We start from the raw sequence: 25,337 nt of genomic DNA on the forward strand, positions 1-25,337 counted from the left end.
CCAACGCTACCGTTCGCCGTGCCCTCGCGTCCGGCGCCGGGCAGCAACGGCGTCGAACACAAGGGCCAGCATGAGCAGGAACGCTACGGGCAGCCCGTAGAGCGCTGTGGACGTGATCCACACGGGGGCCACGGTGTTGTTGAAGGCCATGGCCATGACGGCCCCGACGGCGGCGAGGGAGAGCGCGGCAACCGCCGCCGCAAGAATCAAGAGCGGCCGCCGGAGGTGCTGTGGTGTCATGGAGGCTACGCTAACAGCCCCGCTCCCGCCCGCGCCTCAAACCGCCAAAGTGGCCAAGGCAGGATAACCTTGAAGGAACAGACCAGCACGGTCCGGGCGGTCACACCCTGAACCCGCATATCCATGCGGATGCGGTGGCCGTCGGCCGCGTCCCCAGAACGAAGAAGGTTGATTACGTGCCCACCGGCAAGGTCAAGTGGTATGACAAGGACAAAGGCTTCGGATTCCTCGCAGGCGAAGACGGCCAGGAGGTCTTCTTGCCCAAGTCGGCGTTGCCGGAAGGCGTAACCGAACTCAAGGCCGGAACCCGGGTGGAGTTCGGCGTGGCCGACGGCCGCAAGGGCGCCCAGGCCCTGGGCCTGCGGGTGCTGGACAAGACGCCGTCCATTGCCAAGGCCAAACGGCCCAGCGCGAAGGACCTCGCGCCGCTGGTGCAGGACCTCGTCAGCGTGCTGGACAACCTCTCCGGAACCCTGTCCGCCGGGAAGTATCCGGAAGGCAACAAGGCCATGGCCATCGCGACCGCGCTTCGCAAGGTCGCCGACGAGCTGGACGCGTAAGGCTCACCATGACACCGGAACCTGAGCAGAACGCCGCCGCGGCGGCCGGCGCGGCCCCTTTGGCCGCCGGCGCCAAAGCAGGATCCAAGCCACCCTACGGCGTCCCCGTCTGGCGCACCGGCAAGCCCGACGCCTTCCTGGCCGCCTCCGTCGACGTCGCGCGCGCCGCTGTTGAGGGAATCGCCCCGGCGGAACAGGTCGGCCGGCATCTGGCCGCCAAGAGCGAGGGCGACCGTTTGGTCACGCACCTTTTCGAGTCACTCGTTCCCGGTTACGGCGGGTGGCAGTGGTACGCCGTGTTGACGCGCAATTCACGCTCCAAGTCGGTCACGGTCGACGAGCTGGGCCTGCTGCCCTCCGACGACTCCATCCTGGCTCCGGAGTGGGTTCCGTGGGCCGAACGCGTGCGCCCCGAAGACGCGCAGCAGGAGGACACCGCAGAGACCCCGTCCGGGGAAGCCGCGGCGGACGATGACGACTCAGAGGATTTGTCGGCGCAGGATTCCCCGTCCGCGGATGCCGCGGCGGAACAGGCTGATTGAAACGCCGCCGAGCCTACTGACAGTGACGCCGACACCGGGGGAGGCACGGGCATGAGATCCACCTTCCAATCGCTGGGTGTCCTGAACTACCGGATCTGGTTCGTCGGCGCCCTGGTCTCCAATATTGGAACCTGGATGCAGCGCACCGCGCAGGACTGGCTGGTCTTCGACCACCTGACCGCGCAGGATGCCGGCGCCATGGGCGTCACGATGGCCCTGCAGCTGGGCCCGCAGCTTTTTCTCGCCCCCATCGCGGGGCTGGTCGCCGACCGCTTCAACCGCAGGACGCTACTTGTCCTGACACAGTCCGCGATGGCCCTGCTCAGCGCGGCCCTCGGCGTCCTGGTGCTCTCCGGAGCAGCGCAGCTCTGGCACGTCTACGTCTTCGCCCTGCTTCTCGGCGTCGTGTCCGCCGTGGATGCTCCGGTGCGCCAGACCTTCGTCTCCGAACTCGTGCGCGACGACTACCTGCCCAACGCCGTCGCACTCAACAGCGCCTCGTTCAACGTGGCGCGGATGATCGGGCCGGCCGTGGCCGGTGTGCTCACCGTGGCCATCGGGCCCGGCTGGGTCTTCCTGGTCAACACCGTGACGTTCCTGGCCCTGCTCCTGAGCCTGGCCAAGATCCCCACCGCCTCGCTGCGGCAGTTGCCCCGGGCCGCCCCGGGCAAGGGCCGGATCCGCGAGGGGCTGCGCTACGTGCGCTTCCGGCCCGACATTGTGGTGGTCCTGGTGGCGGTGTTCATCGTCGGAACCCTGGGACTGAACTTCGTCCTCTTCATCGCGGCCATGGTCGGCACCGAGTTTGGCCTGGACGCCAGCGCCTTCGGCCTGATGAACTCGATCATGGCGATCGGCTCGCTCGCCGGTGCGCTGCTCTCGGCCGGGCGCGGGAAGCCACGGATGCGTGTGATCTTCGGGGCGGCCGGCGCCTTCGGACTGACCTCCGGCATCGCCGCGCTGGCGCCGGACTACTTCTGGTTCGGCGTCGCACTGGTGCCCGTCGGACTGTTTGCAATCACCATGATGACCAGCGCCAACGGCTACGTCCAGACCACCACGGACCCGGTCATGCGCGGCCGGGTGATGGCGTTGTACATGGCGATCTTCATGGGCGGCACCCCGATCGGCGCACCGCTGGTGGGCTGGGTGGCCAACGTCGCCGGCCCGCGCTGGTCCATGGGCGTCGCGGCCGCCGCCGGGGTGTCGGCCGCGCTGATCGGGATGGCCTGGATTGTCCGGGCGAAGCACCTGCGGATCGGCTTCAACCGCCGTGCCCGGGGGCTGCGGTACTTCCGGGTCGTCCCGGCGGGTACCGCAACGACGGACGGCGTCATCCGGGTGGATAACCCGGACGACGCCGTCGACCGCTGACGCGTCCCTGCCGGGACCCCGCCGGTGTTAGTGCTTGAGCTCGCCCACCACAAAGTCGATGCACTCGAGCAGCGCGGAGACGTCGGCGGGTTCGATCGCCACGAAGGTGGCGATGCGCAGCTGGTTGCGGCCCAGCTTGCGGTACGGCTCGGTATCGACGACGCCGTTGGCGCGCAGGACCTTCGCGATGGCGGTGGCGTCAATCGAGTCGTCGAAGTCGATCGTGGCGATGACGTTGGACCGGTCCTCGGCCTTGGCCACGAACGGCGCGGCGTAGGAGGATGCCTCAGCCCAGCGGTAAATGCGTCCGGCCGAATCGGCGGTCCGCGCGGCGGCGAAGTCAAGGCCGCCGTTGCTGTTGAGCCACTGCACCTGCGCATCCAGGGTCACCAGGGTGGCCAGCGCCGGCGTGTTGTACGTCTGGTTCAGCCGCGAGTTATCGATCGCGGTCTGGAGGTCCAGGAAGTCCGGGATCCAACGCCCGCTGGCCTTGATCCGGGCGGCACGCTCCAGGGCTGCCGGCGAAAACAGGCCAAGCCACAGTCCGCCGTCGGAAGCGAAGTTCTTCTGCGGCGCGAAGTAGTAGACATCGGCCTCCGCCACATCCACATCCAGACCGCCGGCCGCGGAGGTGGCGTCGACCAGCACGAGGGAGCCCTCGTCCGCCCCGGCCACGCGCTTGACCGGGGCGGCGACACCGGTGGACGTTTCGTTCTGCGGCCAGGCATAGGCGTCAATGCCGGCTTCGGCCCGCGACCCTGGGCGGGTACCGGGCTCGGACTTGATGATTGAGGATTCGGCCAGGAACGGCGCCTTATTGGTGGCCGCGGCGAATTTCGAGCCGAACTCGCCGAAGGACAGGTGCTGCGCCTTGTTCTCTACGAGTCCGAAGCTGGCGATGTCCCAGAACGCCGTGGAACCGCCGACGCCGAGGACAACCTCGTAGCCTTCTGGGGCGCGGAAGAAGTCGCTCAGCCCGGTCCGGACCGACCCCACAAGGTTCTTCACCGGCGCCTGGCGGTGCGAGGTACCCAGCAGCGTTGCCGACGCCGCCGACAGTGCCTCCATCTGCTCCGGACGGACCTTTGACGGGCCGGCGCCAAACCGTCCGTCCTTGGGCAGGAGGTTCGCGGGGATGGTGATGCTGGTGTCGCTCACAGTGGCTCCAATTTTCGGCTGGGTGCGTGGCGGGGCTCGGACGGATCCTGGGCAGGTCTCGTTTCGGCCCTGATTTATTCTGCCCGACGGGCCCGGCCGGGCAGGAAATACGTCCGTCATAGTCCGGTCACTGAGACGTCAAACGTTCGGCCCCGGGACCCGGTTAGCGGCGTGCGACCGGGCGGCGACCCGAATTATCCGGAGTAATTCAAAATAGGCTAGGCTGTCCGGTGACGTATGGCGGATCTCGCCCGGGCGCATCCTGCGCGCTGTACGGTGGGAATGACGCAAGGACGGCGCTCGAGGAGCTGAGCTGAATGACGGATCTGATCGACACCACCGAGATGTATCTTCGGACCATCCTGGAACTGGAAGAAGAGAACATCGTCGCCCTCCGCGCCCGGATTGCCGAACGGCTACGGCACTCCGGCCCCACCGTTTCCCAGACCATCGGCCGCATGGAACGGGACGGCCTTGTGGTGGTTTCCGGGGACCGGCATCTCGAACTGACCGTAACGGGCCGGAAGCGCGCCGTCGGTGTCATGCGCAAGCACCGCCTGGCCGAGCGGCTGCTCGCCGACGTCATCGGGCTTGACTGGGCCTATGTCCATGAGGAAGCGTGCCGCTGGGAACACGTGATGAGCGAGCGCGTCGAACGGCGCATTTTCGATCTGCTCAACCACCCGACCGTGTCACCCTACGGAAACCCGATCCCCGGCCTCGCCGAACTCGGCGGCCTCCCGGCGGCGGAAACCACGGACGGTGTGGTTAACCTGCTCGACGCCATGGCCGGCTACGGCGCCGATTCCCGGGTCACCGTGAGCCGGCTGGCCGAGCCCATCCAGGTGGAGCCGGAGCTGCTGGTTCAGCTGGATGAGGGTGGAATCCGTCCCGGCGCCAAGGTGTCGCTGGAACGCGTGGGGGAGTACATCTCGGTGCGGGTGCCGGACTTCGAGGGCGCCCTGGAGCTGCCGCCCGAGGTTGCGGCCCACGTGTTCGTTACGCTCGGGTAACCTGGCACGGTAATTCTCCCGGGGGAAGCCCGGAAGTTGTCCACAAGTGAGATCACGGATTTATTACCGCGCGGCTTGATCCCCTATAGTTGAGCACTAGCACCGATACTAAAGCGTTACCGGATCCGAAGCCGAGCTCTGCCAGCGGATCAGTACACGAGTCACTTTCTGGCAGAGGCGGGGGAACCACTTCCGGCTGTTGATCCAACAGCCTTGGGGTGAAGTCCGCTAGCGGCAAGCAAACTCCACGAGGGGTCCCTTCGACTCCTTTGTGCCTGGATGCCTGCTCCGGCGGACCGGGTCTTTGATCTCTCTGACCCGAATCCGACAGCTAACTTCGCAGGCTCTCCAGAGAGGAACCGTACTTGACCATCCAGACCGTCAGGGGCCGCCGTCGTGCGACCGGTCCCGCTCCCGAGCCGCGCCCGGCCGACGTCCACTACGCCGAGCGCCCGCGCGACGCGCGCCGGGACGAACGCCGCGGACGCCGGAGTCCGCTCCGGCAGATAGCAGACTTCGCCACCGTCAGCGGCGTTGGACAGAAGGCCGGCATCGCACTGGCCTCCACCGGACTGGTCCTCACCGTCGCCGTTCCGGCCACCGGCCCCGTAGTGGCCGCCGACGCCGCCCGCGCCGGCTCGGTTTCTGCCGGTATGCAGCCTGAAGTGAAGGCCGCGGCCGCGCAGATCGACTTCAGCCGCACCGCCGTGGGTACCAAGGTCGACCCGGACGGCAAGCTCAAGCAGTTGCTGGGCGCCCAGTCGGCCGGCACCATCACCCGGGCAGCCTCCGCCGGCAGCCTCGGAGCGCCGTTGGATTCCATGGTCACCGCCTCACCGTTCGGCTACCGGGTCAGTCCCATCACCGGGGCCGTCGGGGAATTTCACCGCGGTCAGGACTACGCCGCCCAGTGCGGCACCGCCGTGCACGCCGCAGCCAGCGGCACCGTTACTTTCACCGGCTGGCACCCTTACGGCGGCGGAAACCGCGTCGTGATCGACCATGGCAACGGCCTGGAGACCACGTACAACCATTTGTCGTCCTCCAGCGTGCGGGTGGGCCAGCAGGTCTCCCGTGGCGATGTGGTGGCGATGAGCGGGACCACCGGCGCCTCCACCGGCTGCCACCTCCACTTCGAGGTAATGGTCAACGGAGAAGTTGTTGACCCGCTGGGCTGGCTCTAAGCCGAGCCGATGGACGACTCGCATTTCTGTGACTCGCCGTGATCTGAATGTGACATTGAGTCCCGACTGCTGTACCGTAGGAAGCACGCCAACTTCTCCGAAGTTGGCGCTCTTGAGTGGATTGCCTAGCTCTGCCACCGCTCAAGGTCCGTTCGCATTACATCGTCTGGCAGGGGCGGGGGAACCAATTTTGGTCTTCGCAAGAAGGCCTTGGGGTTAAGTCGCAAAGCTTCCCAGGAAGCAGCGCGGCCGGGTGACTCCCATCCGAATCCGACAGCTCACCTCGTAGGCATTGGGAGAGGCTACTTTCATGTCTTCACGCCACAATGCTGCGCGTTTTCGCGCTGGCGCGGCTCAATTGAGCCCGCTGCACTCCATGCTCCGTGTTGCCCTTGCCGGCGCCCGGACCGGATCGCACACCGCAGTTCCCGCTTTTGGCGCGTCTTCGCAGTACACCCTTCGCTAAAGAAACCCGTTTCGGGGCGATCCGGCGTACCCCCAAGATGCCGGAGCGTACTCAGTGCCGCCTGTACAACAGCGCGGACACAAGGCTCACGAAAGAGAGAACTGAATGACTACTCGTGCAACTGCACGCCACCGCGCGGAGGTCACCCAGACCAACTCGCTGGCTGTTATTGCCAAGGCCGTCGGCGAGAACGCCGGTGGCATGGGTCGTCAGGCCGCGGTTATCGCTGCAGCCTCCGGCCTGGTCCTGACCAGCGGTATCGCAGCCAACGCTGCCGAGACCAACGTTCAGCGCGAATCGACCTCCGCTTCCGCCATGGAAGTACAGTCCACCGCACCGGCCACGATCTCCGCGGCCTCCAGCATCGCGATCTCCTACGACAAGACGTCCGTCACCACGGCCCCGGCTCCGGTCGTCGAGGCGCCCAAGCCCGTCGTCAAGGTTCAGGAAGCTGTCGCTTCCACTGATACCGCCGCTTCCAACGGCACCGCGGCCCGCGGCGCCGCGGCCACCGGCACTCCGGCAACCGCCTCCCCGGCAGCCAAGGCTCCGGCTGCTGTCAGCGGCATGGGTGCTTCGATTGCTGCGGCTGCCTACGCGCAGATGGGCGTTTCCCAGGACTGCACCATGCTTGTCACGAACGCGCTGGCTGCGGTGGGCATCAACTACCACGGCTGGCCGGCAGGATACCTTTCCCTGGGCCGTACGGTAAGCGCCGCCGAGGCGCAGCCGGGCGACATCGCCTACTACCAGAACGGCGGCATGGGCATGGCCCACATCGCTGTCTATGTCGGCAACGGCATGGCCGTCCACGGCGGCTGGAACGGTGGGACCACCGCGCTGTACAGCGTCAACGTCGGTTCCGGTCCGGTCTTCATCCGCGTCGGCGGCTAACACCGGCTAAAACGCAGCCCGACTCCGGCCGTAAGCATTCTGAAGGACCCCTGCCCCCGGCAGGGGTCCTTTGCGTTGTGGCCCCCGCCGTCCGGCGGCGCACGGAAATCCCGCCGAGGAAAAAATTCGGCAATCCGGGCCTTCGGTGTTTACTCTTGTGGTGTCGATCCTTAGCCCGACCATGCAGAGGGCAGCCGGCCCTCGTGCCCCTGGCGGGTGCGGCCGTGAAGAGGTATGCGGATGCGCACTCTCGTTCTGAATGCTGGATATGAGCCGCTGGCGGTAGTCACCTTCCGCCGGGCGCTGGTGCTTGTGCTGACTGGAAAGGCCAGCGTGGTGGCCGAAGGGGACGACCCCGTGGTGGGTCCACAGGACATCCTCGGCCGCCCGACGGTTATCCTGCTGAACCGGTACATCAGGCCCCGCTACAACACCCTGACGGCGGTCAGCCGCAGGGGAGTTCTGCGCCGGGATAATCATCGCTGCGCCTACTGCGCCAAGGCGGCCCACACCATCGACCATGTCCAGCCCAAATCCCGGGGCGGTGCGGACACGTGGGAGAACCTCGTCGCTGCCTGCCTGCGCTGCAACAACGCCAAGGGTGACCACACGCCCGCCGAAATGGGCTGGAAGCTAGGCTTCGTTCCGGGGCCGCCGAAGGGCACCATCTGGCAGATTAAGGAACTGGAGAAGCCCACCCCGGCCTGGGACCCGTTCCTTCTGCCCGAATCGGCGCACTGAGCCCGGCGCACTGAGCCCGGCGCACTGAGCCCGGCCCCGGAGGACCTGTCACAGCAGCTGCGGCTAGGCTGGGCGAGTGGAATACGACGCCGTTATCCTCGCCGGGGGCCGGTCCTCCCGGCTTGGCGGCGTGCCCAAGTCCCAGTTGACGGTCGACGGCGCCACCCTGCTTGAGCGGTCACTGCAGGCGGCCCGCGGCGCCCGCAGGACTGTCGTGGTGGGGCCGGATCGCGGCGGACTCCCGCCGGGAGTGCTGGGCTGCCGGGAGGATCCCCCATTCTCAGGTCCCGCCGCCGCGATCGCCGCCGGACTGTCCGCCCTGGCTGTCGACACGGCCGCGGCCCCGACGCCATTGACCCTCGTGCTCGCCTGCGACATGCCGCGGGTAGTCGCCGCCGTGGGCGCCTTGCTCGACGCCATGGCCACCGGCGCGGACGGCCGCGACGGTGCCGTGGCGGTTTCGGCGGACGGACGCAAGCAGCCGCTCGTGGGGCTTTATGGCACGGCCGCGCTACGACACGCCGTCGCCGACGCGGCCCGGCATAACGCCCTGGAGGGAGGCTCCGTCTTCGCTCTCCTTGCTAGTCTTGAGCTGTGCACGGTTCCGGTTCCGCCCGGTTCCACTGACGACGTGGACACCTGGGACGACGCCTCCGCCTTAGGAGTATCCGTCCCCGGCCCGGTCCGCGGCGACGAATTCGACATTGGAGGCAAACGGTGAAAAGCCAGGACGAAACGCTCGACGACTGGTGCCGCGCGCTGCTCCAGGCCCTCGAGTTGGAGGACGTTCAGATCGACATCGACGAAGTGCTGGGACTGGCCGGCGTGGCCGCCCACTCGATCGTCCGCCCTGCCGCGCCGCTGACCACTTTCATCGCCGGCTTCGCGGCCGGCCTTGCCTCCGGCTCCGGCCAGGCGACCGACAGCGTATCAATGCAGGCAGCCATGGAAGTGGCCCGGAAGCTGGCCAAGGAATACGCCGCCGCCGAGGCTCCAGGGGCATGACGCCCGGGCCCCACCACGACAGGACCGCCGCGGACCAGAGCGATTCCGAGCCGGGCGCCGCCGCCCCGGAGGCCGGCTCCAGCGCCGAAACCGATGCCGAAACCGATGCCGGCGACGGTGACCCCGCGGCGGCCCCGCACCGGCACCTTGTCCACAGCTGGCATGAAGCGTGGCAGCTGGCCTATGGCTGCGCTTCTCCCATCCCGCCCGCGCCCGTGCAGCTCCGCCACGCGCTGGGACGCAACCTGGCGGCGGACGTAAAGGCCCTTCATGACATGCCGCACTACGCTTCCTCCGCGATGGATGGCTGGGCCGTCAACGGCAGTGGTCCGTGGATTCTGGCCGATCCCGGTCAGCGGCTGGCTCCGCACCAGGCCAGCCCGATCGTCACCGGAGGTCTGCTCCCGGCGGGAGCGAAGGCCGTGCTCCGCAGTGAGAGCGGCATCATCGCCCCGGACGAGGATGGGTTGCCGGTCCTGAAACTGGGCGGGGGCGCCAGGCCCGGCGAACCGCGAAGCGGCGAACACATCCGCCAGGCTGCAGAGGAGGCACCGGCGGGGCAGGTGCTGATCAGAGCCGGCACCGTGCTCAACCCGGCGCATCTGGCCCTGGCAGCCCTTGCCGGGCATGACGCCCTGCCGGTGCTCGGCAAGCCAGTGGTCCGCCTCGTGCTCACCGGTTCCGAAGTCATCAGCAGCGGGGTCCCCGGACCGGGCAAGGTACGGGACACCTTCGGACCGCAGCTGTCCGCCGTGGTCGAAATGCTCGGCGGGATCAGCGCCGGTGCGGTCAAGATCGGCGACAGCGACGCGGAATGGCTCGCTGCCCTTGAGGACACCGACGCCCCCGGCCTAGGGGGAGGCCCGGACACAGACCCGGCGACCGGCCCGGCGAACGGCGGGGAACTGGTCGATGCCGGGCAACTGCCGGCCGACGTCGTCATCACCACCGGCGGTACCGGGCGCTCGGGCACCGACCATCTCCGGCGCACGGTGAAGGAACTGGGCGGCCGGCTGCTGATTGATGGGATCGCCATGCGTCCGGGCCACCCCGCCGTGCTGGCAGAGCTGCCGGACGGGCGCTTCATTATCGGATTGCCGGGAAATCCGCTCGCCGCCATGATGGCGCTGTCCACGATCGGCGCCCCGCTGCTGGCCGCCCTTGGCCACGCAGCGCCACCGCCGGTGACCGAGGTCCCTTGCGGCACCATGATCGATCCCGACCCTGGCCGGACCAGACTGATGCCGTTCCGCATGCTCTACGGCATGGCATCACCGGCGCAGCACACCGCTCCCGGCATGATGCGAGGACTGGCCGCGGCCGACGGCGTCCTGGTAGTCCCCCCGCACGGCGTGCAGCTGGGGGAGCCGGTACCGGCGTTCGCGCTTCCGTGGGGCGCCGCCCTCCCGGTGCCGGCCGCCGCCAAAGCGACCGCAAAGCCCGCCACCAAGCGGGCTCCCCGGAAGCCGGCCGCGGACGGCCCGGTTGACTGGAGCGGACTGCTTGGCTGAGGGGCGGGCGAAGTCCATGATGGAATCAGGGACGTTCGGCCGCCGCGGGCGGCCGGGTAGGACACTGTGAAGTGACACGACGCAAAATGATGAGGAGTATCCGATGGGCCGCGTGACACAGCGCCGTAAAGTGCACAAGATCGTCCTGGACGGCTCGCCGCAGGCGCTGGAGTTCCCGGTCCGGCACCGGGAGGATGTGCTGGCGGTCGAGGAGCCGCTCGAGATCCGGCTGGGCGACCTGTCCTTCTCCGTCACCATGCGGACGCCGGGCAACGACTTCGATCTGGTCGCCGGGTTCCTGGTCTCGGAGGGCGTTATCTGGACGCCGGAGCAACTCGTCTCGCTGCGGTTCTGCGCCGGCGAGGACGAGGACGGAGTCCAGACCTTTAACGTCGTGGAAGCGCAGTTGCGCCCCGACGTCGTCCGGCCCGACACGGGGCGCAACGTCTTCACCTCCAGTTCCTGCGGGATCTGCGGCACCGACTCGATCGATGCCGTGCGCAAGTCCTCGCACTTCAGCCCCGCTGCGGACCCGCTGACCCTGCCGGTGGCGACGCTGGCCTCGTTGCCGGACCGGCTGCGGGAAGCGCAAGCGGTCTTTGACGTCACCGGCGGCGTCCACGCAGCAGGGCTGTTCCGGATCTCCGATGACGGCGCCGCTGACCTGCTCTGCCTGCGCGAAGACGTGGGCCGTCACAACGCGGTGGACAAGGTGGTGGGCTGGGCGCTGCGCGAAGGCCTGCTGCCCCTGAGCGGAACCGTGCTCCAGGTCTCCGGCCGGGCGTCCTTCGAACTGGTGCAGAAAGCGTCGCTGGCCGGGATTCCGGTGCTGGCCGCCGTCAGCGCGCCCTCCAGCCTGGCCGTGGAGCTCGCCGAGGCCAGCGGGATGACGCTGGCAGGATTCAGCCGGGGCACCTCCCTGAACGTTTACGCCGGCCAACGGCGCGTGTCCGTCCCGGCAGCAATCGGGTAGGGCGCGTTGGCTTAACCCCGGCAGTCGACGTAGATTTTGTCCATCGACTGGACCCGTGGCTTGAGTCCAAGGTCGCAACACCGGCACCAGGGCAAAGAGGATCACATTGCATGACGATCGCCGACTCACGGAAGTCCGGCTGGACCGCTTTTTGCGCGAACGCATCCTCCCCGCCGTGTACCCGCGCACAGCTCCGCTCACGCTGAGCGGTTGGGACGCCCCCGGTGAGCCGGTCCCGGTGCTGGAGGCGCTGCGGCAGGAGTTCGGACCGCAGGAGCAGGGGGCGCCGTGGGGACGGCCGTGGAGCACTAAGTGGCTGCGGCTTCAGGGTGATGTACCCGATTCCTGGGGGAGCCGGGAGGACACCGCCGTCGAAATCCTGGTGGACCTGGGCTTCAGTGCCGATCTTCCGGGGTTCCAGTGCGAGGGCACGGCCTGGCGGCCCGACGGAACCGTCATCAAGGCACTCTCGCCGCGGAACCAGTACATTCCCTTGAAGCTGCTGGGCAGCGGCATGTCGGTGGACTTCTTCGTTGAAGCGGCAGCGAATCCCGACCTTTCGCAGGGCTGGACCTTCGCGGCCACCCCGTACGGGGACAAGGCAACCGCCGGCGCCGAAGCACAGTACCGGCTGGGTTCGATCGTCATCGCCGAGCTGAACAGGGCGGTTTGGGAACTGCAGCAGGACATCGGAACGCTGCGCGGGCTCATGCATGAGCTGCCGATGGAGTTGCCCCGCCGTCATGAGATCCTGCGCGCGCTGGAGCGGATGCTGGATCTCATGGACCCGGACGACGTCCCCGGCACGGCTGCCGCGGGCCGGGCGGCGCTCGCCGAGGTGCTGGCCCGGCCGGCCTACGCCTCGGCCCACCAGTTGGTCGCCACCGGCCACGCGCACATCGACTCCGCCTGGCTGTGGCCCGTCCGGGAAACTATCCGAAAATGCGCGCGGACCTTTTCCAACGTCGTGGCGCTCATGGACGAGGACCCGGGGTTCGTGTTTTCGTGCTCGTCGGCGCAGCAACTCGCCTGGATCAAGGAGTACTACCCGGAGCTGTTCGGCCGGATCCGGGAAAAGGTCCACACCGGCCAGTTCGTCCCGGTGGGAGGCATGTGGGTGGAATCGGACAGCAATATGCCCGGTGGTGAAGCGATGGCGCGCCAGTTCCTGGAGGGCAAGAGCTTCTTCCTGGCGGAATTCGGCGTCGAATGCCGGGAAGCGTGGCTGCCGGACACCTTCGGCTACTCGGCAGCGCTGCCGCAGATCGTCAAGGCGGCCGGGAGCCGCTGGTTCCTGACCCAGAAGATCTCCTGGAACCAGGTCAACCGGATGCCGCACCACACCTTCAACTGGGAAGGGATCGACGGCACCCGGCTCTTCACGCATTTCCCGCCGGTGGACAGCTACAACTCCGAGATCAGCGGCCGTGATCTCGCGCACGCCGAGCGCAACTTCCGGGACCACGGCCGCGGCAGCATGTCCCTGCTTCCGTTCGGTTACGGCGACGGCGGCGGCGGCCCGACCCGCGAAATGCTGGCAGCCGCCCGGCGCACCGCGGACCTGGAAGGATCCCCCAGGGTGCGGCTCGGGGCGGCCTCGGAGTTCTTCGCCAGCGCCGAGGAGGATTATCCGGACCTCCCCGTCTGGGTGGGCGAGATGTACCTCGAACTCCACCGCGGCACTTACACCAGCCAGGCCAACACCAAGCGCGGGAACCGGCGCAGCGAGCATCTGCTCCGGGAAGCGGAGCTATGGTGTTCCACCGCTGCGGTCCGGGTCGGCGCCCGCTACCCGGCGGCCGAACTTAAACGGCTCTGGCGGCTGGTGCTGCTGCAGCAATTCCATGACATTCTGCCGGGCAGTTCGATTGCCTGGGTGCACCAGGACGCGGAACGGAACTACGCCGCCGTCGGCCGGCAACTGGAGGAGATCATCGCCGCTGCCGCTGCCGCCGTGCTGGGGGAGGGCGAGCAGGAGTTCCTGCTCAACGCCGCCCCGCATGCGCGCGACGGCGTCCCGGCCCTCGCCGCCGCCGAAGCCATCCGCCCGTCCGCGCCTGTGCAGGCCGGGGCGGCCGGCGGCGGCTATGTGCTGGATAACGGGATCATCCGCGCCGTGATCAATGCGGACGGACTCCTGGTGTCGTTGCGGGACCACGGCAGCGGCCGCGAGGCCATCGCGCCGGGGGAGTTCGGCAACCTCCTGGAACTGCACCGGGACACCCCGAACGAATGGGACGCGTGGGACATCGACGCGTTCTACCGCCGCAACGTCACCGCGCTGACCGAGGCACGCTCCGTGGCGCTGGAGCGCTGCGGTGCGGCCGCCGCCGTCGTGGTGGAGCGGCTGGCCGGCGCCTCGGCGGTGACCCAGCGGATAGTCCTGGAACCCGGTGCGCCGTCGCTGCTGATCGCCACCGCGGTGGACTGGCAGGAACGCGAGAAGCTGCTCAAGCTCGGTTTCGCCTTCGACGTCCGGGCCGACCGCTCCGCCTCCGAGACCCAGTTCGGCCATGTGTTCCGGCCGACCCATGTGAACACCTCGTGGGAGGCGGCCAAGTTCGAGGTCTGCGCGCACCGCTGGATCCACGTGGCCGAGCCCGGCTACGGTGTCGCGGTCAGCAACGCAGCCAGTTACGGCCACGACGTCACCCGCAACGTCCGCGTCGCCGACGGCGGCACCACCACCACCGTCCGGGTCTCGCTGCTGCGGGCACCCAAGTTCCCCGACCCGAACGCGGACCGGGGCCCGCACGAACTGACGGTCACGGTGCGGCCCGGGGCCAGCATCGCCGACGCAGTTGAAGAGGGTTACCGTACCAACCTGGCCCCGCGCGTGGTCAAGGGCTCCCGCGGCGTGGAGCCGCTGTTCACGGTCTCCAACCCTGCCTTGGTGATCGAGGCGGTCAAACTCGCGGAGGACGGCACGGGCGACGTGATCGTGCGGCTCTACGAGTCGCTCGGGGAGCGGTCGTCCGGCGTAGTATCAGCCAATTTCGGCACTTCTGGCATTCGGACCGCGGATCTCCTGGAGAGGCCGGCGGAGACGCCCGGTGTGTCAGCTCGCGACAGTGGCGCCGAACTGACGCTGCGTCCCTTCCAGCTGCTGACCTTGAGGTTCATGCGCTGAAGTCTCCGGGCGGACTCCTGCGGGCGGGTCGAACTCGCGGAGGGGTGGTTAAACAGGCTGAGTGGGAGCGGTCCCGCAGGACCGCTACCACTCATCCCCCCAATGGCGTTGGACGTCCCGCCGGGCTCCGTAAGACTGAATCCCCATTCACGGTTCCGGCTGGCGTTTTCACACATTCATGATTCTCTCATGCTCTAATGATTATGTGAATACCCGGTCCTAGGCTTTTCGGAACGTTGCGGAAGCGTTATGCGGCGGGCGAGCGCGCTGTCCTGAAATCCAGAAGACCAGCAGGCCCAGAACGTAGCCGAGCACCGCCATGTAATTGACGAGCAGCCGGACCGGATCCCAGGAGTCCGGCAGAAAGGATGCCGGGACGCTCGCGATCGCCGCTACGGCTCCCACCAGGGTCAACGCGGCGCCGGCCCGCACCAGCCGCGGCAGGCGTGCACGGACGGTCGCCAGCAGGGAAGGCACGAGGACAATCGAGACGAACGCCGGGTAGCTCCGCCCGGCTGCCGCGTAGAACGGGGCAAGAGCGGCGTTGCGGCCGCCGTCGTCCCAGAGTGCCTCAAGCCCGGCCGAGGACCCCCGCGTGTCCATCAGCAAAAACGTCACCGTCACGGCCAGACACGCGACAGTCAGTCCCCAGCGTCCCGCACCGCCGACAAGCAGCCGCCGGACGCGGGCGTCGCCGAGCCCCGCGGCCAGCCGCAGCCCCGCCAGGAAGACCATCGCGAAGACGATCAAACGCAGGATCAGGTTGGTCAGGTTCCAACTCCCCAGCGCACCGTCGATGGCCGCATACGGTCCCCGGATGCTGAGCAGGCTGCACACTGTGGCCAGGAAAAGGATCGCGAAGACCGCCCGGTTGCGCCCGCGCAGGGCGCCCGGCACCCGCACCAGCAGGGCGATGCCGCAAACGATCAGCGTCCCCCACTCAAGGACGGCCATAATCCTGGGACTTCTGCACCGGTGCGGCGGCCGCTTGGCCGGTCCGCCGGCTTCGCGGCGACGCCTGTGCCCGCAATCTATCAGCCCAGATCAGGGCCAGCGCCAGCAGGTAGCAAAGGATGGCGGTGTAGTTCACGATGAAACGCACGAAGCCCAAGTCGGGCGGGATCACTGGCGACAGCAGGCTAATGGCGATGGCAGCGGTGCCCACGATCAGAAGTGCAGCCGCCGCCCTGATGAGGGCCGGAAGGCTGCTTCGGGCAGCCCGGATCATAGCCGGAAGGAGGACCAACGAGACGTAGCTCGGATACAGCCGACCCGCCGCACCGTAATACTCGACCAGAGCGCCGTTACGGGCATTCTTTGCGGCGACGGACTGCAGCCCGGAGGAGGACCCCGCCGTGTCCATCAGCAGAAAGGTCACGAGCACGGCGACGCCGGCAACGGCAAACGCCACGGCGCCGGGCCGGCCGGTGATCAGCCACAGGGCATTGCTGGCCTCAAAACCCTTCGCGACACGGATGCCAACCAGGAGGATAGCGCCGAAAACTATGAACCGGAGGCCCAGATTTGCCAGGTTACGGCTTCCCAGTACCTGATCGATAGCCAGGTAAGGCACTTCGGTGCTGAGCAGGACCGCGAAGGTCATCAGCAGCAGAATCCCAAACAGCAACCGGTTTTCGCCACGGATGGCGCTCGGGACCCGGGCCAGGGCGAGGGCGCCGCAGACCACCAAGGTGGACCACTGCAGTATTTCAATCATCCCAGGTTCTCCCAGATCTTTTCTGTTTGTGCGTGTTCTTGTTCCTGCCGTCGTAGCATCCTGCCCAGCGCCAGCAGCCGGTCTCCGGCCAGCACGCTAAGTTCTCCGTCGGAGAGGGCCGCCAGCGCCGACTGTCGGGCGCCGGGCGGCCAGCCCGCCTCGGCTTCCGTGACCAGACCAGTTGCGACGAGACCGCCCGTCAGACCCACGCCAGCGGCACGGGAAGTGGCGACCGCCAGTTCCGGCGAGAGTCGGTTCGCCGTGAGCTGGGCCGAATAGTTCTGCGGCGCGACACCGGTGGCGGCGGACACGCGATGCCGAAGCTCGCCGTCGTCGATGGCGTCCACCCAGTTCCGCACCGCCGTGGCGTGCGGGGCACTGCCCAGCGCAGGGGCGGCCGCTTCGCCGGTTGAAGTGCGGGCAATCACTGCGCGCAACAGGTCTGTGGTCGCGATTTGGCTGACGAGCTCGGCCGGCGTGGGTGGCCGGGACTGACCCTCCAGGCCGGCGTAGCTTTCAAAACCGGCGAGCCCCACCAGCGGGTTCAGCCCCAGGGCCCGGCTGATGCTCACGAGCGTGGTCTCAGCGACCTTGCCGCGCACCAACTGCTGGGCCAGGGTGGTGCGTTTGACACCGGAGATCCTGCAGATGTCGGCGGTGTTCATCCCCGGCGCGACACTGTGAAGCCAGTGTTGGAACGCCTTGGCGGGTAATGGCATCTGGGACTTCCTGCGTGGTTGAGTCAAAGAACGGGGCCAGCTTGCGATTTTACCTGCTCGTCTTCTTCAACTATGCTAGATCCTCGAACCCGCTGGTCCGTACACCCCCCAAGTCCGGACCAGCGGGTTCTTCCATGCCCGGCCGGCGGTAGGCGGCCACTCGGCGGGTTCCGGCCCGGTTTTCGGCCGTGGGCCTGCCGCCCGGGGGGCACCCGGGGCGGGGCCGCGGTGAGAGAATAGACCAATGACTGCAACCCTTGTCGCCAAGGACCTTTCCGGTGGCCACGACCACCGAACTCTTTTCGCCAAACTCTCCCTCATCGTCGCGCCCGGCGACGTGGTCGGCGTCGTCGGTGCCAACGGCGCCGGCAAGTCCACGTTGCTGCGGCTGCTCGCCGGCGTCGACCAGCCGCAGGAGGGCACGGTCAGCCTTGCCCCCGAGGACGCTTTCGTCGGCTGGCTGCCGCAGGAGCACGAACGGATCGAGGGCGAGACTGTCGGCGGCTACATCTCGCGCCGCACCGGCTGCGGCCAGGCAACGGCCGCGATGGAATCCACCGCGGAGGCGCTGGGAAGCGGCGCCGCGGGTTCCGAGGACGCATACTCGCTGGCGTTCGACCGCTGGATGGCCTCCGGAGCCGCGGACCTGGAGGAACGGATCCCGCCGGTGCTGGCGGATCTGGGACTCGAGGTGGGACGCGACGCCGCGATGACCGGGCTTTCCGGGGGGCAGGCCGCCCGGGTGGCGCTCGCGGCCCTGCTGCTGAGCCGCTTCGACGTCGTGCTCCTCGATGAACCCACCAACGACCTCGACCTCGACGGCCTGGCCAAGCTGGAGGCCTTCGTCCGGGGCCTGCGCGGCGGAGTGGTGCTGGTTTCGCACGACCGGGAGTTCCTGGCCCGCTGCGTGACCACGATCGTGGAACTGGACCTGGCGCAGAACGCGGTGGCGGTTTACGACGGCGGCTACGAGGCCTACCTGGAAGAACGGACCGTGGCCCGCCGGCATGCCCGGGAACGCTACGAGGAGTTTGCCTCCACTAAAGCGGATCTCGTCTCCCGGGCCCGGACGCAGCGCGAATGGAGCTCCCAGGGCGTCCGCAATGCCATGAAGAAGAGCCCGGACAATGACAAGGTCCGCCGCGCCGCGAACACCGAGTCCTCCGAGAAGCAGGGCCAGAAGGTACGGCAGATGGAATCCCGGATCGCCCGGCTCGAGGAAGTCGAGGAACCGCGCAAGGAATGGCAGCTGCAGTTCAGCATCGGCTCGGCGCCGCGCTCCAGCGCCGTCGTCGCAACCCTGCGGGACGCCGTCGTGCACCAGGGGGACTTCACCCTCGGACCGGTGAACCTGCAGCTCAACGCCGGGGAACGGATCGGGATCACCGGCCCCAACGGCGCGGGCAAGTCCACCCTGCTGCGTTTGCTGCTGGGGGTGCAGCAGCCCGACGGCGGCGACGCCTCCCTGGGCGCCTCGGTGGCCATCGGGGAAATCGACCAGGCCCGCGGCCTGCTGGCCGGCCATCTCAAACTTGCCGATGCCGTCGAGGCGGTACTCACCGAACAGACCCCAGCCGAAGTCCGCACCCTGCTGGCCAAATTCGGCCTCAAAGCGGACCACACGTCCAGGGCCGTTGACTCGCTCTCGCCCGGCGAGCGGACCCGGGCCGCGCTGGCGCTGCTGCAGGCCCGCGGCGTGAACCTGCTGGTCCTCGACGAGCCCACCAACCACCTGGACCTTCCCGCGATCGAGCAGCTCGAGGAGGCCCTCGACAGCTACGACGGCGCGCTGCTGCTCGTCACGCACGACCGTAGGCTGCTGGAAAACGTGCGCCTGGACGTGCGCTGGAACGTCCTCGACGGCGTCGTCACCGAACTGCTGGGCGCGAGCGCCACGAAAGGCTCGGCCCACCAACAAATGAGGACCAACAAATGAGCATGGACCGGGTCGCCTGGAGCTCCCTCTACAACATCACCCGCGCCTCCAGCGGGTCCAAGCCGTTCTCCAAGGAGACGATCAAACGGGTGTTCGGCTTCGCCCGGCCGCACCGAAACCGGCTGATCGCCTTCGTGCTGCTCTCCATCGTGATGGCGGTCCTGGCCGTCGCTACGCCGGTTCTCGCCGGCCAGGTGGTGGACGCGATCATCGCGCACGCCGACGCCGGGACGGTGATCTGGCTCGCCGTGCTGATAGCGATCGTGGCAGTGGCCGAGGCCGGGCTAGGGCTGGTGACGCGCTGGCTGTCCTCCATCATCGGCGAGGGCGTGATCGTGGACCTGCGCACAAAGGTGTTCGACCACGTGCAGAAGATGCCGATCGCATTCTTCACGCGGACCCGCACGGGTGCGCTGGTCAGCCGGCTCAATAACGATGTGATCGGGGCGCAGTCGGCCTTCGCCGGCACACTTTCCGGGGTGGTGAGCAACGTAGTGGCGCTGGTCCTGACGCTCGTGGTGATGCTCAACAAATCCTGGCTTGTGACCGTGCTGGCCATCATCCTGCTGCCGATCTTCCTCATCCCGGCACGCCGGATGGGCTCCAAGCTGGCAGATTTGCGCCGCGAGGCCGCGGAAAACAATGCCGCCATGGGTACCCAGATGACGGAACGCTTCTCCGCCCCCGGAGCCACCCTGGTGAAGCTCTTCGGCCGGCCGGCCGAGGAGTCCCACGAATTCGCGCTCCGGGCCGGCCGGGTGCGGGACATCGGTGTCCGCACCGCCATGCTCCAGTTCACCTTTGTCACGGCGCTGACTCTGGTTTCTGCCTTGGCCTTGGCCCTGGTCTACGGGCTGGGCGGCCGGCTGGCCCTTGCCGGGCAGCTCGCCGCGGGCGACGTCGTGGTGCTGGCGTTGCTGCTCACCCGGCTCTACGCTCCGCTGACCGCGCTCTCCAGCGCCCGGGTCGAAATCATGAGTGCGCTGGTTAGCTTCGAGCGCGTCTTCGAAATCCTGGACCTCAAGCCGCTCATCCAGCAAAAGCCTGACGCAGTGGAGTCGCCGCGCGGTCCGCTCTCCGTGGAGTTCGACGACGTCCGCTTCTCCTACCCCGCGGCGGACAAGGTCTCGCTCGCCTCTCTGGAGGACGTCTCCACGCTGGACACCCGCGGCGGCGAGGAAGTGCTGCACGGAATCAGCTTCCGGGTGGAACCGGGCCAGACCGTGGCCCTGGTGGGTTCCTCGGGCGCGGGAAAGTCCACCATCGCGCAGTTGCTCTCACGCCTGTACGACGTCGATTCCGGCGCCGTCCGCTTCGGCGGCAGGCAGCCCGGCACGAGCGTCGACGTCCGCGACCTCACCTTCGATTCGATGCGCGCCACCCTGGGCATGGTCACCCAGGACGGTCACCTCTTCCATGAGAGCATCGCCTCCAACCTGCGCCTGGCCCGCCCGGACGCGACCGCGGAGCTGATGTGGGATGTGCTGCGCCAGGCCCGGCTTGAGGACATGATCCGCTCGCTGCCGGACGGGCTGGACACCGTGGTGGGGGAGCGTGGTTACCGGCTCTCCGGCGGCGAACGCCAGCGGCTTACGATTGCCCGTCTGCTGATCGCGCAGCCGCGGATCGTGATCCTGGACGAGGCCACGGCCGCACTGGACTCCACGAACGAGGCTGCGGTGCAGGAAGCGCTCGGCGTGGCCCTCGAAGGCCGCACCGCCGTCGTGATCGCGCACCGGCTCTCTACGATCCGTGCCGCCGACGCCATCCTGGTGGTCGAGGGAGGCTCGATAGTGGAACGCGGCACGCACAATGAGCTGCTCGCCGCCGAGGGCCGCTATGCGGAGCTGTACCGGACCCAATTCGCCGAGGCCACGGCCGTGGCCGCCGAGGCTGTGCCGGAGAGCTAGGCCCAAGCCCTAGCTCTTCCGGGGCGTCCGCGCCCCGAGCAGCGGCAGCACGTGGTCCGTGAGCAGCGGCGCCAGGTCATCGGGGAGTCCGGCGCCGAGGTCCAGCCAGCGGATTTCTGCGATCTCGGCCGAGGCGTGCGCGGTCCAGGTCCCGGGGGCGGTGAAGACCGTGGCTTCGATCTGTGTGGCGGCCTCGTTGGCGGCCTCGGCCAGCCAGCTGCCGAAGGGCTCCAAGTCCTCGGGCGGCACAATAATTCCGACTTCCTCGGCCAGTTCCCGGGACGCGGCCTGGGCGGCGGTCTCGCCGGCCTCGGGTTTGCCGCCCGGATGCATGAACTTGTCCGTGCCGCGCTTGCGGACGGTCAGTAGGCGGCCCGCGGTGTCAAAGACGCAGACGGCGGAGACAATAATCCGGGGATTGACCGTTGCCGGTACGGTAGCCTCCGCTGCGACGGCGCCCGGTCCGGCCGTTCGGTGCAGTATGGATTCGAGCAGCAGATCCTTGGTCGGGCCCGTGACGTCCCAGCGGTAATGGAACTCGGCCGGGCCGACGCGGGTGTAACGGACCCGGTAGGTGTCCGGGTCGCACCAATGGCTGTCGCGGTTGTCCTGCCTGTCTTGACCGCCGAAGCCGATGCGGTGGAAGGGCCTGCCGTCATGGAAGTACATGTCCATGATGTCCGGTCTTGCCGCGGGTCGGAGCAGATACTCGCGGCTGGCCGGTCCAGAGTAGGGCGTCCCGGCGGCCGGATTCCACCGCATGGTGCCTTCCTCGCGGAAGCGAAGGCCGCCGTCGTCGGTTTCCGTGAAGTTGACTACGCCGGTGAACGTCCCGCGGCTGCCCGTGGCGCGGTCGAGCAGGCTGCGGGCGACATCCCAGCCGCCCATCAGGTAGGCGCGCAGCTCAAAGCGCTGGGCGGAGTGCAGCTCAAAATCCGGGCCGGCGCCCGGCGTCAGGGAGTTCAAGTGCCCTCGATTGGAATCGAACCAACGACACCGGCTTTAGGAGAGCCGTGCTCTATCCACTGAGCTACGAGGGCGCGTGTGCGGGTGGGCGGCCGTCGGCCGGTCCGTTCGGACACGGATACCAGCATACAAGGTGAGGGCGCGTACTACGCTCTTGGCATGACAGCATCTTCCACCACCGCGGCCCGGCAACTCAGCTACATCCCTGATGTGGCGTCCACACGGTTCTACCTCGGAGCGCTCGCCAAGTTGAGCGTGCTGCAGTACTTCGTTGCGGAGGCGGCGGTGATCGGCGCCTGGGCCGGCAGCAAGCCGTATAGCCGGCGCACCGGCTACATCAGCGACCTGGGCGCCCTGGGCTGCGGCGGATATTCGGGCCGCGATGTCTGCTCGCCGGCGCACCTGTTGATGAACGCCTCGTTCGTGGTGCAGGGGATCGGCATGATGGTCGGCGCCCTGCTGCTCAGCTCCGCCGTGATCGGCATCGCAGGTCGGGCGGGGGCTCGGCTTGCGGTTGCCCCGGGACAGCGTTCGCCGTCGGGCGCCGCACTTGTTGTCCGGGCGCTGAGCCTGGCTGCGGGGGCGGGGACCGTGGTGGTGGGGCTGGTCCCCGAGGATGCCGGCTCCGGCTGGCATCTGGTGGGCGCCATCCTGTATTTTGCCGGCGGCGGCCTGGCGCTCCTGCTGGTCGGCTGGCTGTGGCGCCGGCAGACACCGTTGGGCTTGTTTATTCTTGCCTGCGGCGCCGTTTCCCTGGCCGCGCTCATCACCGGCGGCGTGACCCGGATGCAGGTGCCTGAACCGGGCACGCTGGAACGTCTGATGGGATACCCCATCACCATCGGCATGGCGGCGCTGGGCCTGGTCCTCGCACAGCGGGTTCGGCGGGAGCTGGCGGCGCGGAAGATGAGCGCCGGGACTGACGTCTGAACAGACGCATGTTGTCAGGCAGTTGGTGGGTCCGGAGCATTTGACTAATCCGTGTCCCGGGGTGTCCGATGTCTCATCCGAGCGTCGGCTTGGACTATTATGAGGGCATTCGCCGGAACGCGCTCCGGTGCCTCGTGCAGGAGTTGGCTCCGGAGCACGCCGAATTGCCGACTTGTAGTCTTTGGGGACAGATGCCTGATCAGCTAGTTGTGTCGAGCCTTGCAGCGGCTGCCTGCGGCGGCCGCGAAAGCGCCCCAGCGCGCCGTGGCACCGTCCGAGGGGTTGTGGTTCGATGACGGTGGAAGCCCCGGTCGCGTCGGACGAGGAGATTCCCGAGGAAGTGCGGGCGGTTGGTGGAGCGTCAGCGGACGCGGCGCCGTCGACGTCCGCGGAGCCCCTTATCGGTGTCCGGCAACTGGAGGGCGAGATTATCGAAGTCACGCTGCCGCCGAACCAGGAGATCAATGGCCCCGAAGCTCGGGTGGCGGGCGCCGCCGTCCGGGCGTTCGCCGACGGCAGACGGGTGCCGGTGCTGCTGGTGATCTCCGGCGCAGTCGGTGTCAGCGTGGAAGCGCGCCAGGTCTTTGCCGGCTCCATCGCGGCGACGGCGTTCGCCATCGTGGGGGAGACACCCGTGGACCGCGTGATCGCCCACTACCTGCTGCGCTCAAAGACCGAGACCATCCCGGCAGCGTTCTTTTGTTCCCGGACAGAGGCGCTCGAGTGGTTAAGGCAGTACACGAGTGAAAAGTGATGCTCCAGACCCTCGGCTGCATACCCTCGTCGAGGGCATCGTCCGGATCGCAAGCGGTGACCTGAGCACCCGGATTCCGCACTCCGGCGCGCGCGACGACGTCGCCGCCGTCATCGCTGGCATCAACCTGATGGCCGATGACCTGCAGACCATTTACCAGGAACTTGAGGAGCGGGTCGAGAGCCGGACCGCCATGTTGCGCCAGGCCCAAGTGGAGCTGGAACGGATGGCACTGACTGACCCGTTGACCCAGCTGGCCAACCGGACTGCTCTGAACTCGGTGCTTAGCCACGCGCTCGCCGAGACGACCCGCGGCGAGATGCCGCCGGCCCTGCTGGTTCTCGACCTCGATTCCTTCAAAGGCATCAATGACACGCTGGGCCACAGCGCAGGGGACGACGTCCTTCGCGTGATTGCCCGGCGGCTCCAGGACGCGGTGCGGACCACAGACACCGTGGCCCGGCTGGGCGGCGACGAATTTGCCGTCATGCTGCCAAAATCCAACCTCGTCCGCGCCCGACGGGTCGCCAACAGGATCCTCAAGGCGCTCAGCGAGAGCATTGAAATCGGAGACCTGCGTATCACGTGCGGCACCAGCATCGGCGTCCGGGTGGCCGAACCGGGCCAGTCCGCCGACGACCTCGTCATGGAGGCCGATACCGCGATGTACGCCGCCAAGGCCCAGCAGCACAGCGGGATCAAGGTCTTCGAGCCAGCGCTGCTGTACGCCCGCAGGCTGCAAAGCCTCATGGTTACGGAGATGCGCCACGCGATCCGCCAGGACCAGCTGACGCTGCACTACCAGCCGGTAGTGGAGCTCGGCACCGGGAGGGTCGAGGGTGTCGAGGCGCTGGTCCGCTGGAATCACCCTGAGCGCGGGCTGCTGATGCCGGACCAGTTCATTCCGCTGGCTGAAGAGACCGGCATGATCGTGGAGTTGGGACACTGGGTCCTGCGAAACTCGGTCCGCCAGCTCCGTGACTGGCAGGACCGGCTGACACTGGACCCGGAGTTCTCTGTCCGGGTCAACATCTCAACGACCGAGCTGCAGAACCTTGAGCTCATCGAGCACGTTCAGGACATCCTCCGCGAGACGGGCGTGGATGCCAAAAACCTCGTCATTGAACTGACCGAGTCCACGGCGGTCACCGGCGGCGACATCGACAAGTATTCTCTTAGCGGACTGCGGCAGCTCGGCGTGCAGCTCGAAATCGACGACTTCGGCACAGGCTATTCCTCCATCAGCTATCTGCGCCAGCTCCCTGTCAATGTGGTCAAGATCGACCGCAGCCTGATCGATGGACTGGGCACGGACGAGGAACAGGGCCGCTTTGTCGAGGCCGTGCTTCACCTGATCCACGCCTGCGGACTCAAGGCCGTGGCGGAAGGAATCGAGACGGCCGAGCAGGCCGAGGAGCTGGTGCGCCTGGGCTGTGCCAGCGGCCAAGGCTATTTCTTCGGGCGGCCGACGGCCCCTGACGCCATTGAGGCCCTCATCAGCCTGGGCCGGCCAGTTTCGCCGTAGGCGGCCGGGCTTATTCGCGGTGGCTGGCGCCGGACAGCGACGACGGCGGTTCGGGCTGGCGATGTGTTGCGGTAAAAACAAAGGACGGG

At 67.8% G+C, this 25,337-nt stretch carries 23 protein-coding genes, 1 tRNA gene, 1 pseudogene and 2 riboswitches; of the genes and pseudogenes, 17 read left to right on the forward strand and 8 right to left on the reverse strand.

Annotated features, from left to right (window positions below):
* Positions 1 to 6 precede the first annotated feature (6 nt).
* On the reverse strand, positions 7 to 240 hold the full coding sequence (locus tag ABIB14_RS01890; RefSeq protein ID WP_354233648.1) for a hypothetical protein: 234 nt from the start codon (positions 238 to 240) through the stop codon (positions 7 to 9).
* A gap of 176 nt (positions 241 to 416) precedes the next feature.
* Here ABIB14_RS01890 and ABIB14_RS01895 point away from each other — a divergent pair, with 176 nt between their 5' ends.
* Genes ABIB14_RS01895 through ABIB14_RS01905 form a run of 3 tightly spaced genes read left to right on the forward strand, consistent with a single transcriptional unit; the run spans position 417 to position 2,716 of the window.
* On the forward strand, positions 417 to 800 hold the full coding sequence (locus ABIB14_RS01895) for a cold-shock protein (RefSeq protein ID WP_354233649.1): 384 nt from the start codon (positions 417 to 419) through the stop codon (positions 798 to 800).
* Between the two features lie 8 nt (positions 801 to 808).
* Complete coding sequence (locus tag ABIB14_RS01900) at positions 809 to 1,342, forward strand: DUF3027 domain-containing protein (RefSeq protein WP_354233650.1); 534 nt, start codon at positions 809 to 811, stop codon at positions 1,340 to 1,342.
* A gap of 51 nt (positions 1,343 to 1,393) precedes the next feature.
* Positions 1,394 to 2,716, forward strand: a complete 1,323-nt coding sequence (locus tag ABIB14_RS01905; protein WP_354233651.1) for an MFS transporter — start codon at positions 1,394 to 1,396, stop codon at positions 2,714 to 2,716.
* A gap of 27 nt (positions 2,717 to 2,743) precedes the next feature.
* Here the strand turns inward: ABIB14_RS01905 and serC are convergent, their stop codons facing one another.
* Positions 2,744 to 3,874: a phosphoserine transaminase gene (gene serC / locus ABIB14_RS01910; protein ID WP_354233653.1), complete on the reverse strand. Its 1,131-nt coding sequence runs from the start codon at positions 3,872 to 3,874 to the stop codon at positions 2,744 to 2,746.
* A gap of 317 nt (positions 3,875 to 4,191) precedes the next feature.
* Between serC and ABIB14_RS01915 the strand changes: the two genes are divergently transcribed.
* From ABIB14_RS01915 to ABIB14_RS01955, 9 genes are all read left to right on the forward strand, one after another.
* A complete protein-coding gene (locus ABIB14_RS01915; protein WP_354233654.1) occupies positions 4,192 to 4,887 on the forward strand; it encodes an iron-dependent transcriptional repressor DtxR in 696 nt (231 codons plus the stop codon).
* A gap of 149 nt (positions 4,888 to 5,036) precedes the next feature.
* Positions 5,037 to 5,248, forward strand: a riboswitch (cyclic di-AMP (ydaO/yuaA leader).
* Between the two features lie 4 nt (positions 5,249 to 5,252).
* The gene (locus ABIB14_RS01920; protein ID WP_354233656.1) at positions 5,253 to 6,071 is read left to right on the forward strand and encodes a M23 family metallopeptidase; all 819 of its coding nucleotides are present in this window, start codon (positions 5,253 to 5,255) and stop codon (positions 6,069 to 6,071) included.
* Between the two features lie 136 nt (positions 6,072 to 6,207).
* A riboswitch (cyclic di-AMP (ydaO/yuaA leader) is annotated at positions 6,208 to 6,377 on the forward strand.
* A 265-nt stretch (positions 6,378 to 6,642) separates the two neighbouring features.
* Positions 6,643 to 7,431: an NlpC/P60 family protein gene (locus ABIB14_RS01925; protein ID WP_354233657.1), complete on the forward strand. Its 789-nt coding sequence runs from the start codon at positions 6,643 to 6,645 to the stop codon at positions 7,429 to 7,431.
* A gap of 240 nt (positions 7,432 to 7,671) precedes the next feature.
* A complete protein-coding gene (locus ABIB14_RS01930; protein ID WP_354233658.1) occupies positions 7,672 to 8,172 on the forward strand; it encodes an HNH endonuclease in 501 nt (166 codons plus the stop codon).
* A gap of 76 nt (positions 8,173 to 8,248) precedes the next feature.
* Positions 8,249 to 8,893, forward strand: coding sequence for a molybdenum cofactor guanylyltransferase (gene mobA, locus ABIB14_RS01935; RefSeq protein ID WP_354233659.1), 645 nt, complete (start codon positions 8,249 to 8,251; stop codon positions 8,891 to 8,893).
* Positions 8,890 to 9,177: a DUF6457 domain-containing protein gene (locus ABIB14_RS01940; RefSeq protein ID WP_354233661.1), complete on the forward strand. Its 288-nt coding sequence runs from the start codon at positions 8,890 to 8,892 to the stop codon at positions 9,175 to 9,177. Before mobA ends, ABIB14_RS01940 begins: the two co-directional genes overlap by 4 nt.
* Positions 9,174 to 10,688: a molybdopterin-binding protein gene (locus ABIB14_RS01945; RefSeq protein WP_354233663.1), complete on the forward strand. Its 1,515-nt coding sequence runs from the start codon at positions 9,174 to 9,176 to the stop codon at positions 10,686 to 10,688. Before ABIB14_RS01940 ends, ABIB14_RS01945 begins: the two co-directional genes overlap by 4 nt.
* A gap of 103 nt (positions 10,689 to 10,791) precedes the next feature.
* Positions 10,792 to 11,661 carry a formate dehydrogenase accessory sulfurtransferase FdhD gene (gene fdhD / locus ABIB14_RS01950; RefSeq protein WP_354233665.1) on the forward strand — a complete coding sequence of 290 codons (870 nt, stop codon included), beginning with the start codon at positions 10,792 to 10,794 and terminating at the stop codon, positions 11,659 to 11,661.
* A gap of 106 nt (positions 11,662 to 11,767) precedes the next feature.
* On the forward strand, positions 11,768 to 14,791 hold the full coding sequence (locus tag ABIB14_RS01955; protein WP_354233666.1) for an alpha-mannosidase: 3,024 nt from the start codon (positions 11,768 to 11,770) through the stop codon (positions 14,789 to 14,791).
* 219 nt (positions 14,792 to 15,010) lie between these two features.
* On the opposite strand, the gene ABIB14_RS01960 is transcribed toward ABIB14_RS01955, so the two are convergent.
* From ABIB14_RS01960 to ABIB14_RS01970, 3 genes are read right to left on the reverse strand one after another with little or no spacing between them, the layout of a single operon-like run.
* On the reverse strand, positions 15,011 to 15,745 hold the full coding sequence (locus ABIB14_RS01960) for a hypothetical protein (protein ID WP_354233667.1): 735 nt from the start codon (positions 15,743 to 15,745) through the stop codon (positions 15,011 to 15,013).
* The gene (locus ABIB14_RS01965) at positions 15,732 to 16,508 is read right to left on the reverse strand and encodes a hypothetical protein (protein ID WP_354233669.1); all 777 of its coding nucleotides are present in this window, start codon (positions 16,506 to 16,508) and stop codon (positions 15,732 to 15,734) included. The genes ABIB14_RS01960 and ABIB14_RS01965 overlap by 14 nt, the downstream gene beginning before the upstream one ends.
* Complete coding sequence (locus tag ABIB14_RS01970) at positions 16,505 to 17,227, reverse strand: hypothetical protein (protein ID WP_354233671.1); 723 nt, start codon at positions 17,225 to 17,227, stop codon at positions 16,505 to 16,507. Before ABIB14_RS01970 ends, ABIB14_RS01965 begins: the two co-directional genes overlap by 4 nt.
* A gap of 244 nt (positions 17,228 to 17,471) precedes the next feature.
* Between ABIB14_RS01970 and ABIB14_RS01975 the strand changes: the two genes are divergently transcribed.
* Both ABIB14_RS01975 and ABIB14_RS01980 read left to right on the forward strand, forming a co-directional pair.
* The gene (locus tag ABIB14_RS01975; protein WP_354233672.1) at positions 17,472 to 19,163 is read left to right on the forward strand and encodes an ABC-F family ATP-binding cassette domain-containing protein; all 1,692 of its coding nucleotides are present in this window, start codon (positions 17,472 to 17,474) and stop codon (positions 19,161 to 19,163) included.
* Positions 19,160 to 21,073 (forward strand): ABC transporter ATP-binding protein, encoded by a 1,914-nt coding sequence (locus ABIB14_RS01980; protein ID WP_354233673.1) that lies wholly within the window; start codon positions 19,160 to 19,162, stop codon positions 21,071 to 21,073. Before ABIB14_RS01975 ends, ABIB14_RS01980 begins: the two co-directional genes overlap by 4 nt.
* Before the next feature lie 9 nt (positions 21,074 to 21,082).
* On the opposite strand, the gene ABIB14_RS01985 is transcribed toward ABIB14_RS01980, so the two are convergent.
* The 3 genes and pseudogenes from ABIB14_RS01985 to ABIB14_RS01995 all read right to left on the reverse strand — a co-directional run bounded on the left by ABIB14_RS01985 (position 21,083) and on the right by ABIB14_RS01995 (position 22,113).
* The gene (locus ABIB14_RS01985; protein WP_354233845.1) at positions 21,083 to 21,481 is read right to left on the reverse strand and encodes an NUDIX hydrolase; all 399 of its coding nucleotides are present in this window, start codon (positions 21,479 to 21,481) and stop codon (positions 21,083 to 21,085) included.
* A gap of 126 nt (positions 21,482 to 21,607) precedes the next feature.
* Positions 21,608 to 21,961: pseudogene (locus tag ABIB14_RS01990) on the reverse strand (DUF6314 family protein); the annotation flags it as partial.
* Positions 21,962 to 22,040: 79 nt separating this feature from the next.
* Positions 22,041 to 22,113, reverse strand: a tRNA-Arg gene (locus ABIB14_RS01995).
* An 85-nt stretch (positions 22,114 to 22,198) separates the two neighbouring features.
* Between ABIB14_RS01995 and ABIB14_RS02000 the strand changes: the two genes are divergently transcribed.
* The 3 genes from ABIB14_RS02000 to ABIB14_RS02010 all read left to right on the forward strand — a co-directional run bounded on the left by ABIB14_RS02000 (position 22,199) and on the right by ABIB14_RS02010 (position 25,248).
* The gene (locus ABIB14_RS02000; protein ID WP_354233674.1) at positions 22,199 to 22,969 is read left to right on the forward strand and encodes a DUF998 domain-containing protein; all 771 of its coding nucleotides are present in this window, start codon (positions 22,199 to 22,201) and stop codon (positions 22,967 to 22,969) included.
* A 292-nt stretch (positions 22,970 to 23,261) separates the two neighbouring features.
* A complete protein-coding gene (locus ABIB14_RS02005) occupies positions 23,262 to 23,723 on the forward strand; it encodes a DUF7793 family protein (protein WP_354233676.1) in 462 nt (153 codons plus the stop codon).
* Positions 23,713 to 25,248 (forward strand): putative bifunctional diguanylate cyclase/phosphodiesterase, encoded by a 1,536-nt coding sequence (locus tag ABIB14_RS02010; protein WP_354233677.1) that lies wholly within the window; start codon positions 23,713 to 23,715, stop codon positions 25,246 to 25,248. Before ABIB14_RS02005 ends, ABIB14_RS02010 begins: the two co-directional genes overlap by 11 nt.
* The last annotated feature ends 89 nt before the right edge of the window (positions 25,249 to 25,337 follow it).

Origin of the sequence: Arthrobacter sp. UYEF3, assembly GCF_040546245.1 — a bacterium.
Lineage (GTDB): Bacteria > Actinomycetota > Actinomycetes > Actinomycetales > Micrococcaceae > Arthrobacter.

Bases quoted from the DNA above. Each gene is read 5' to 3' on its own strand.
- ABIB14_RS01905 (WP_354233651.1), top strand. From the start codon at position 1,394: ATGAGATCCACCTTCCAATCGCTGGGTGTCCTGAACTACCGGATCTGG.
- ABIB14_RS01930 (WP_354233658.1), top strand. From the start codon at position 7,672: ATGCGCACTCTCGTTCTGAATGCTGGATATGAGCCGCTGGCGGTAGTC.
- ABIB14_RS01900 (WP_354233650.1), top strand. From the start codon at position 809: ATGACACCGGAACCTGAGCAGAACGCCGCCGCGGCGGCCGGCGCGGCC.
- ABIB14_RS01975 (WP_354233672.1), top strand. From the start codon at position 17,472: ATGACTGCAACCCTTGTCGCCAAGGACCTTTCCGGTGGCCACGACCAC.
- ABIB14_RS01915 (WP_354233654.1), top strand. From the start codon at position 4,192: ATGACGGATCTGATCGACACCACCGAGATGTATCTTCGGACCATCCTG.
- ABIB14_RS01960 (WP_354233667.1), bottom strand. From the start codon at position 15,745: ATGGCCGTCCTTGAGTGGGGGACGCTGATCGTTTGCGGCATCGCCCTG.
- ABIB14_RS01980 (WP_354233673.1), top strand. From the start codon at position 19,160: ATGAGCATGGACCGGGTCGCCTGGAGCTCCCTCTACAACATCACCCGC.
- ABIB14_RS02005 (WP_354233676.1), top strand. From the start codon at position 23,262: ATGACGGTGGAAGCCCCGGTCGCGTCGGACGAGGAGATTCCCGAGGAA.
- ABIB14_RS01965 (WP_354233669.1), bottom strand. From the start codon at position 16,508: ATGATTGAAATACTGCAGTGGTCCACCTTGGTGGTCTGCGGCGCCCTC.
- ABIB14_RS01945 (WP_354233663.1), top strand. From the start codon at position 9,174: ATGACGCCCGGGCCCCACCACGACAGGACCGCCGCGGACCAGAGCGAT.
- ABIB14_RS01925 (WP_354233657.1), top strand. From the start codon at position 6,643: ATGACTACTCGTGCAACTGCACGCCACCGCGCGGAGGTCACCCAGACC.
- fdhD (WP_354233665.1), top strand. From the start codon at position 10,792: ATGGGCCGCGTGACACAGCGCCGTAAAGTGCACAAGATCGTCCTGGAC.
- ABIB14_RS01890 (WP_354233648.1), bottom strand. From the start codon at position 240: ATGACACCACAGCACCTCCGGCGGCCGCTCTTGATTCTTGCGGCGGCG.
- ABIB14_RS01970 (WP_354233671.1), bottom strand. From the start codon at position 17,227: ATGCCATTACCCGCCAAGGCGTTCCAACACTGGCTTCACAGTGTCGCG.
- ABIB14_RS02000 (WP_354233674.1), top strand. From the start codon at position 22,199: ATGACAGCATCTTCCACCACCGCGGCCCGGCAACTCAGCTACATCCCT.